We start from the raw sequence: 4,881 nt of genomic DNA, 5'->3' as shown, positions 1-4,881 counted from the left end.
GAAATCAATAACGAGATATTAACCGGCTCCCTGTACAAAGCACTCAAGGCTGCGAAAAAGCTGATCCAGTACGAACAGGAACTCCTCGGCAATGCAGAATAGTGCGGCGCTCGCCTACCAGCAGGTAGGCAGGCAGACGGTAAACCCTCGTCTCCTCGAGGCGAACCTCCTCTCTCGAGCTGCCGGCCAGATGCAGCGTGTGCGTGACGATTGGGAGAACGAGCGTCACGAGCTCACGGCCGCCCTGATGTTCAACCGAAAGCTGTGGACGGTGTTCCTCGGCTCAGTGACCGGCGACGAAAGCCAGCTGCCCAAGGCGCTGCGTGAGAACATCGCCAATCTCGGCCTGTTCGTGATGAAGCAGACGATGACCATCCAGGCCGAGCCCTCGGCCAACAAGCTCACCGTGCTGATCAACATCAACCGCGAGATCGCTGCCGGGCTGCGTGCCGGCCAGAGCTGAGGTCGAGCGACAGATCCAGCCCAAGGAAAAGCCCGCGGAAACCGCGGGCTTTTGCGTTTCGGGGTAATGATGGCTCTGGCACAATAGACAACATACCCCCGGTGTCATCCCGGTGGGAGGGCCACGATCGAGAACAGCCTCTGTATCGCTACTTCCGCGGCGCCGACTTTGGCTTGGCCTGGGCCCGCGAGGTCGAGGTCGATCTGGACTTCGGCTTTGCCGGGGCAATGGCCTCGGCGGCGGCGTTCGCCGGAACGTGCGCGGCCGCTGCTGCCTTGTGCGGCAGCCCGGCCCCGGCGGCGCGCCGGTTACGGCGCTCCTTGGCAATGATGTTGATCGCCTCGACCAGCACCGAGAAGCCCATCGCGGCGTAGATGTAGCCCTTGGGGATATGGAAGCCGAGGCCATCGGCGACCAGCGAGGTGCCGATCAGCAACAGGAACGCCAGTGCCAGCATCTTGGTGGTCGGATGGTCGGAGACGAACTTGGCCACCGGGCCGGACGCCACGAACATCACGCCGACGGCGACCACGACCGCGGCGATCATCACCGGGACATCGTCCGCCATGCCGACCGCGGTGACGATCGAGTCGATCGAGAACACCAGGTCGATGACGATGATCTGGCCGATGATCGCGGCAAACGCCTTGGTCGCCTGCTGCTTCAGATCGGCCTCATGCGGCTCCTCGATCTCGGCGTGCATCTCGTGCGTCGCCTTGTAGACGAGGAAGGCGCCACCGGCGATCAGGATCAGATCCTTCCAGGAAGGGGCAAAGCCCATGATCTCGAAGGCCGGCTGGGTGAGGCTGATGATCCAGCCGATCACCAGCAGCAACAGGATGCGGAAGACCAGTGCCAGCGCCAGGCCCAGCTTGCGGGCTCGGTCCGCCTGCTCCTTGGGCAGCCGCGACACCAGCACCGAAATAAAGACGATGTTGTCGATGCCGAGCACGATCTCCATCGCCGTGAGGGTCAGGAAGGCGGCCCACACGTTGGGATCGTAAAGCAGTTCCAGCATCGACAGCTCCAGTTCGGACTTAAGGGTGGTGACATGTTTAGGGCCGACGCGCGATTGTTGGAAGAGTGCGCGCGCGGCTCCATACAGGGTGCGGTTTTTCACCGCGCCCCCTGCCCGTGGCACGATCGCATCGCGCCGAAGCTGGCCCATGCCGGCCGGCGCTGCTAATCTCGGGCTTCGGCTCCACTCGAAAGTTCCCCTATGGACGCGTTCTCTCCCATCCCCGCCCTGATTGGCGGTGTGCTCATCGGGCTCGCCTCGGCGCTGCTCTGGCTCGGCAATGGACGCATCGCCGGCATCTCGGGACTCTTCGGGCAGTTGCTGCCGCCGGCGCGGACAGTTGTGTGGCGCCTGGTGTTCCTGGCGGCCCTGGTGCTCGGGGCCCTCGCCGCATCATGGCTGATCCCCGGACTCGGTGTCGGTGGCCCGGGCGGCGCTCCCGCGCAACTGGCCTCGCCGCCTGCCGGCTGGAACATCCCTGCCCCGCTGTGGATCGCCGTCTCGGGCCTGCTGATCGGCCTCGGCACCAAGATCGGCAACGGCTGCACGTCAGGCCACGGCGTCAGCGGCATCGCCCGGCTATCGAAGCGCTCGTTCGTCGCGGTTGGCGTGTTCTTCTCTGTCGCCATCCTCACCGTCGCCATTACCGGGATCGTCTGAGATGTCCGCCAACCTCCGCCTCCCATACCTCGCCACTGCCGCCCTCAGCGGCCTGTTGTTCGGCGCCGGGCTCTACATCTCGCAGATGGTCGATCCGCTGAAGGTGCTGCGTTTCCTCGATTTCACCGCCATCCCCACCGGCGGCTGGGACCCGAGCCTCGCCTTCGTCATTGTCGCGGCGATCGGCGTGATGTTCATCGCCGTCCGCATCGGCAATGCCCGCCGAGCGCCGTTGTTCGACGCGCAGTTCCATCAGCCGGAGTTCCACCACATCGACGCGCCGCTGGTCGGCGGCGCCGTGCTGTTCGGTATCGGTTGGGGCATGTCGGGGATCTGCCCGGGCCCGGCGATCTCGCTGATCGCCTTCTGGCCCGACAACCTGCTGATCTTCATCCTCGCCATGTTCGCCGGCTCCTACGCCGGCGCGCTGGTCATTCCGAGCGGCCGCGACAAGCGGCTGGCACTGGCCCGATGAGCGGCGCGCCCGAAGCCGTCGTCGTAGGTGGCGGGCTTGCCGGCGTTGCGGCAGCGGTCGCGGTCGCCCGCGCCGGCCTCCGCACCCTGCACCTTGCGCCCAAGGGGCCGCCCGATCGCCGCACTTCGGCACTGATGGGTCCGAGCGTCGACTACCTGCGCTCGGCACGGTTGATCGACGATCCCGCGGCGCTCGGCCATCCCCTCACCCAGATCCGCATCATCGATGCCACCGATCGGTTGATCCGCGCCCCGGAGACACTGTTCGACAGTAAGGATGCCGGGCTTGAGGCGTTCGGCTGGAACTTTCCCAACATCAAGCTGCTCGAAGCCTTCGAGGCGGCACGCACGTCGCTCGATAATCTCGAGACCCGTGAGCTCGCGCTCGCCTCGATCGAGCGTGGCGCCACCGGCTGGGTACTGACCCTTGCCGATGGCAGCGTCATCGAAGCGCCGCTGGTCGTCGGCTCCGACGGCAAGAAGTCGCTGGTGCGCGTCGCCACCGATTTCCGTGCCCGCGAACACGGCTTCACCCAGTCGGCGCTGGTGTGCGATCTCGAGCTCGGCCGCCCGCTCGGTGGCGCTTCGGTGGAGTTCCACTACGAAGAGGGCCCGTTCACCCTGGTTCCCGCCGGCGGCGCGCGCGCCAACCTTGTCTGGATCGACGACCGCGAGGTGCTGAAGGCGGCCCAGGCCAGCGGCCAGGATGGCCTCCGCACCATCTTCCTCGCGAAGTCGCAGCGCCTGTTCGGCGACATCCAGCTGTTGACCCCGGCGCATATGTTCCTGCTCTCGACCCTCACCGTCGAGCGCGCCGGCATGGATGGTATCGTGCTCGCCGGCGAGGCTGCGCACGCCTTCCCGCCGATCGGCGCGCAGGGCCTCAACCTGGGGCTTCGCGATGTCGCCGATCTTGCCGCCGCACTGGCTGCCGCAGACCGCACGGCCCCCGGCTGGGCCAGTGCCGTCAGCACCGACTACGCCGGGCGCCGCACCGATGATCTCGAGCGCACCGGCGGCATGGTCGACGCGCTGTTCCGCTCGCTGCTCAGCGACTTCCTGCCGGCCCAGGCGCTACGGGCGGGAGGGCTGTGGGCGCTCCGCCTGCTGCCGCCGTTGCGCAAGCGGGCGTTCGGGCTGGGGATGGGCCGGGGATAAAGGCGGATCCTTGTCCGCGCGGAAGCCAGCAGTCGGGCGCCCTCTCCCGCTTGCGGGGAGGGGGGACCAGCCGACAGGCTGGTGGGAGGGGGGTGCCACAAACACCGGCCCTGCCCCAGCCGCCCACCGTCGGCGCGCGGTGCATTGCCGACTGCCAGAGCGGGGGCGTCAGCCTACCATCCGTGCGCGGGGCTCCCCCCTCCCACCACGCTTTCGCGTGGTACCCCCTCCCCCGCAAGCGGGAGAGGGCGCGCCGACTGCAAGCATCTGGTGGCACCCACATGCACCAAAAACAAAAGGGCGCCCGGAGGCGCCCTTTCGATTCCAGCTCTCTTGATCCGCTTATTGCGGAGCTGCCGGCGTCTCCGGGGCAGCGCCTTCGGTGCCCAGCTGCTTGCGCAGTTCTTCGGCGCGATCCTGCAGCTGCTTTTCCAGTGCCGTCGGAGCGGTCGACTGCTTGTTGAATTCGTCGAAGGTCATCGCGGCGGCGCCATCGTAGACCGAGGTGAAGCCGGCGAGCGTGATGTCGATCACCAGATCCTTATTCTGGCGGTTCTTGGCGGTCAGCTTCAGCACGCCGCCCTTCTTGAGGCTGTTCACGTAAGCCTCGTTGATCACCAGCTGGGTAGCGCAGCTCTGCGGATCGCACAGCATGAACGGCACGCGGATCGGCTTGCCGCCATCGATCTGCCAGGTAAGGCCGAACGGCAGCAGCACCCCGAGCGGCACCGCGGCGACCGCAAGGAGGCGGCTTTCCTGGCCCGGATCGTCACGCAACAGGAACGAGCCGAGGAACTGGCCGTTGGCGACGACAACCTGACGCATGATGCAGGCCTGCTTGCCGCCATCAATGGGGTCGCAAACCTTGAGCCAGTTCTGAGCGGGATTGGCAGCTGCTGCCGGCGCAGCGGCAGCGTCGGCAGCAGGCGCGGCCCCACCCTCGGCGGGGGCTGCCGGCGTAGTGGCTTCCTGCGCGAGCGCCCCGAACGAGGGCATCATCAGCGCGGCAACCGCGAAACCAGCAACGACGAGCTTTTTGAGGGTCATTGAATTTCCTTGTGGTGTCCTACCATCGGTGACTCTCCCGGCCACCCTTCTTCGTGCGCTC

At 66.6% G+C, this 4,881-nt stretch carries 7 protein-coding genes; 5 read left to right on the top strand and 2 right to left on the bottom strand.

Going from position 1 to position 4,881, the window contains the following annotated elements:
• Positions 1–3: 3 nt before the first annotated feature.
• Entirely contained in the window at positions 4–102 is a 99-nt protein-coding gene (locus VGV07_RS08780) for a hypothetical protein (RefSeq protein WP_326868321.1), read from the top strand.
• Positions 92–463 carry a flagellar biosynthesis regulator FlaF gene (flaF, locus tag VGV07_RS08775; protein ID WP_326868320.1) on the top strand — a complete coding sequence of 124 codons (372 nt, stop codon included), beginning with the start codon at positions 92–94 and terminating at the stop codon, positions 461–463. Before VGV07_RS08780 ends, flaF begins: the two co-directional genes overlap by 11 nt.
• Positions 464–611: 148 nt before the next feature.
• Here the strand turns inward: flaF and VGV07_RS08770 are convergent, their stop codons facing one another.
• Positions 612–1,481 (bottom strand): TerC family protein, encoded by an 870-nt coding sequence (locus VGV07_RS08770; protein ID WP_326868319.1) that lies wholly within the window; start codon positions 1,479–1,481, stop codon positions 612–614.
• A gap of 201 nt (positions 1,482–1,682) precedes the next feature.
• Between VGV07_RS08770 and VGV07_RS08765 the strand changes: the two genes are divergently transcribed.
• From VGV07_RS08765 to VGV07_RS08755, 3 genes are read left to right on the top strand one after another with little or no spacing between them, the layout of a single operon-like run.
• Positions 1,683–2,141: a YeeE/YedE family protein gene (locus VGV07_RS08765; RefSeq protein ID WP_326868318.1), complete on the top strand. Its 459-nt coding sequence runs from the start codon at positions 1,683–1,685 to the stop codon at positions 2,139–2,141.
• A 1-nt stretch (position 2,142) separates the two neighbouring features.
• Entirely contained in the window at positions 2,143–2,616 is a 474-nt protein-coding gene (locus VGV07_RS08760; protein ID WP_326868317.1) for a DUF6691 family protein, read from the top strand.
• The gene (locus tag VGV07_RS08755; RefSeq protein ID WP_326868316.1) at positions 2,613–3,773 is read left to right on the top strand and encodes an FAD-dependent monooxygenase; all 1,161 of its coding nucleotides are present in this window, start codon (positions 2,613–2,615) and stop codon (positions 3,771–3,773) included. The genes VGV07_RS08760 and VGV07_RS08755 overlap by 4 nt, the downstream gene beginning before the upstream one ends.
• Positions 3,774–4,115: 342 nt before the next feature.
• Here the strand turns inward: VGV07_RS08755 and VGV07_RS08750 are convergent, their stop codons facing one another.
• Positions 4,116–4,820, bottom strand: coding sequence for an invasion associated locus B family protein (locus VGV07_RS08750; RefSeq protein WP_326868315.1), 705 nt, complete (start codon positions 4,818–4,820; stop codon positions 4,116–4,118).
• Positions 4,821–4,881 lie beyond the last annotated feature (61 nt).

The organism is Devosia sp., from assembly GCF_035944845.1.
Lineage (GTDB): Bacteria > Pseudomonadota > Alphaproteobacteria > Rhizobiales > Devosiaceae > Devosia_A.
Note: the sequence above shows the minus strand (reverse complement) of the source record. Positions and strands in the feature narration are given on the sequence as shown.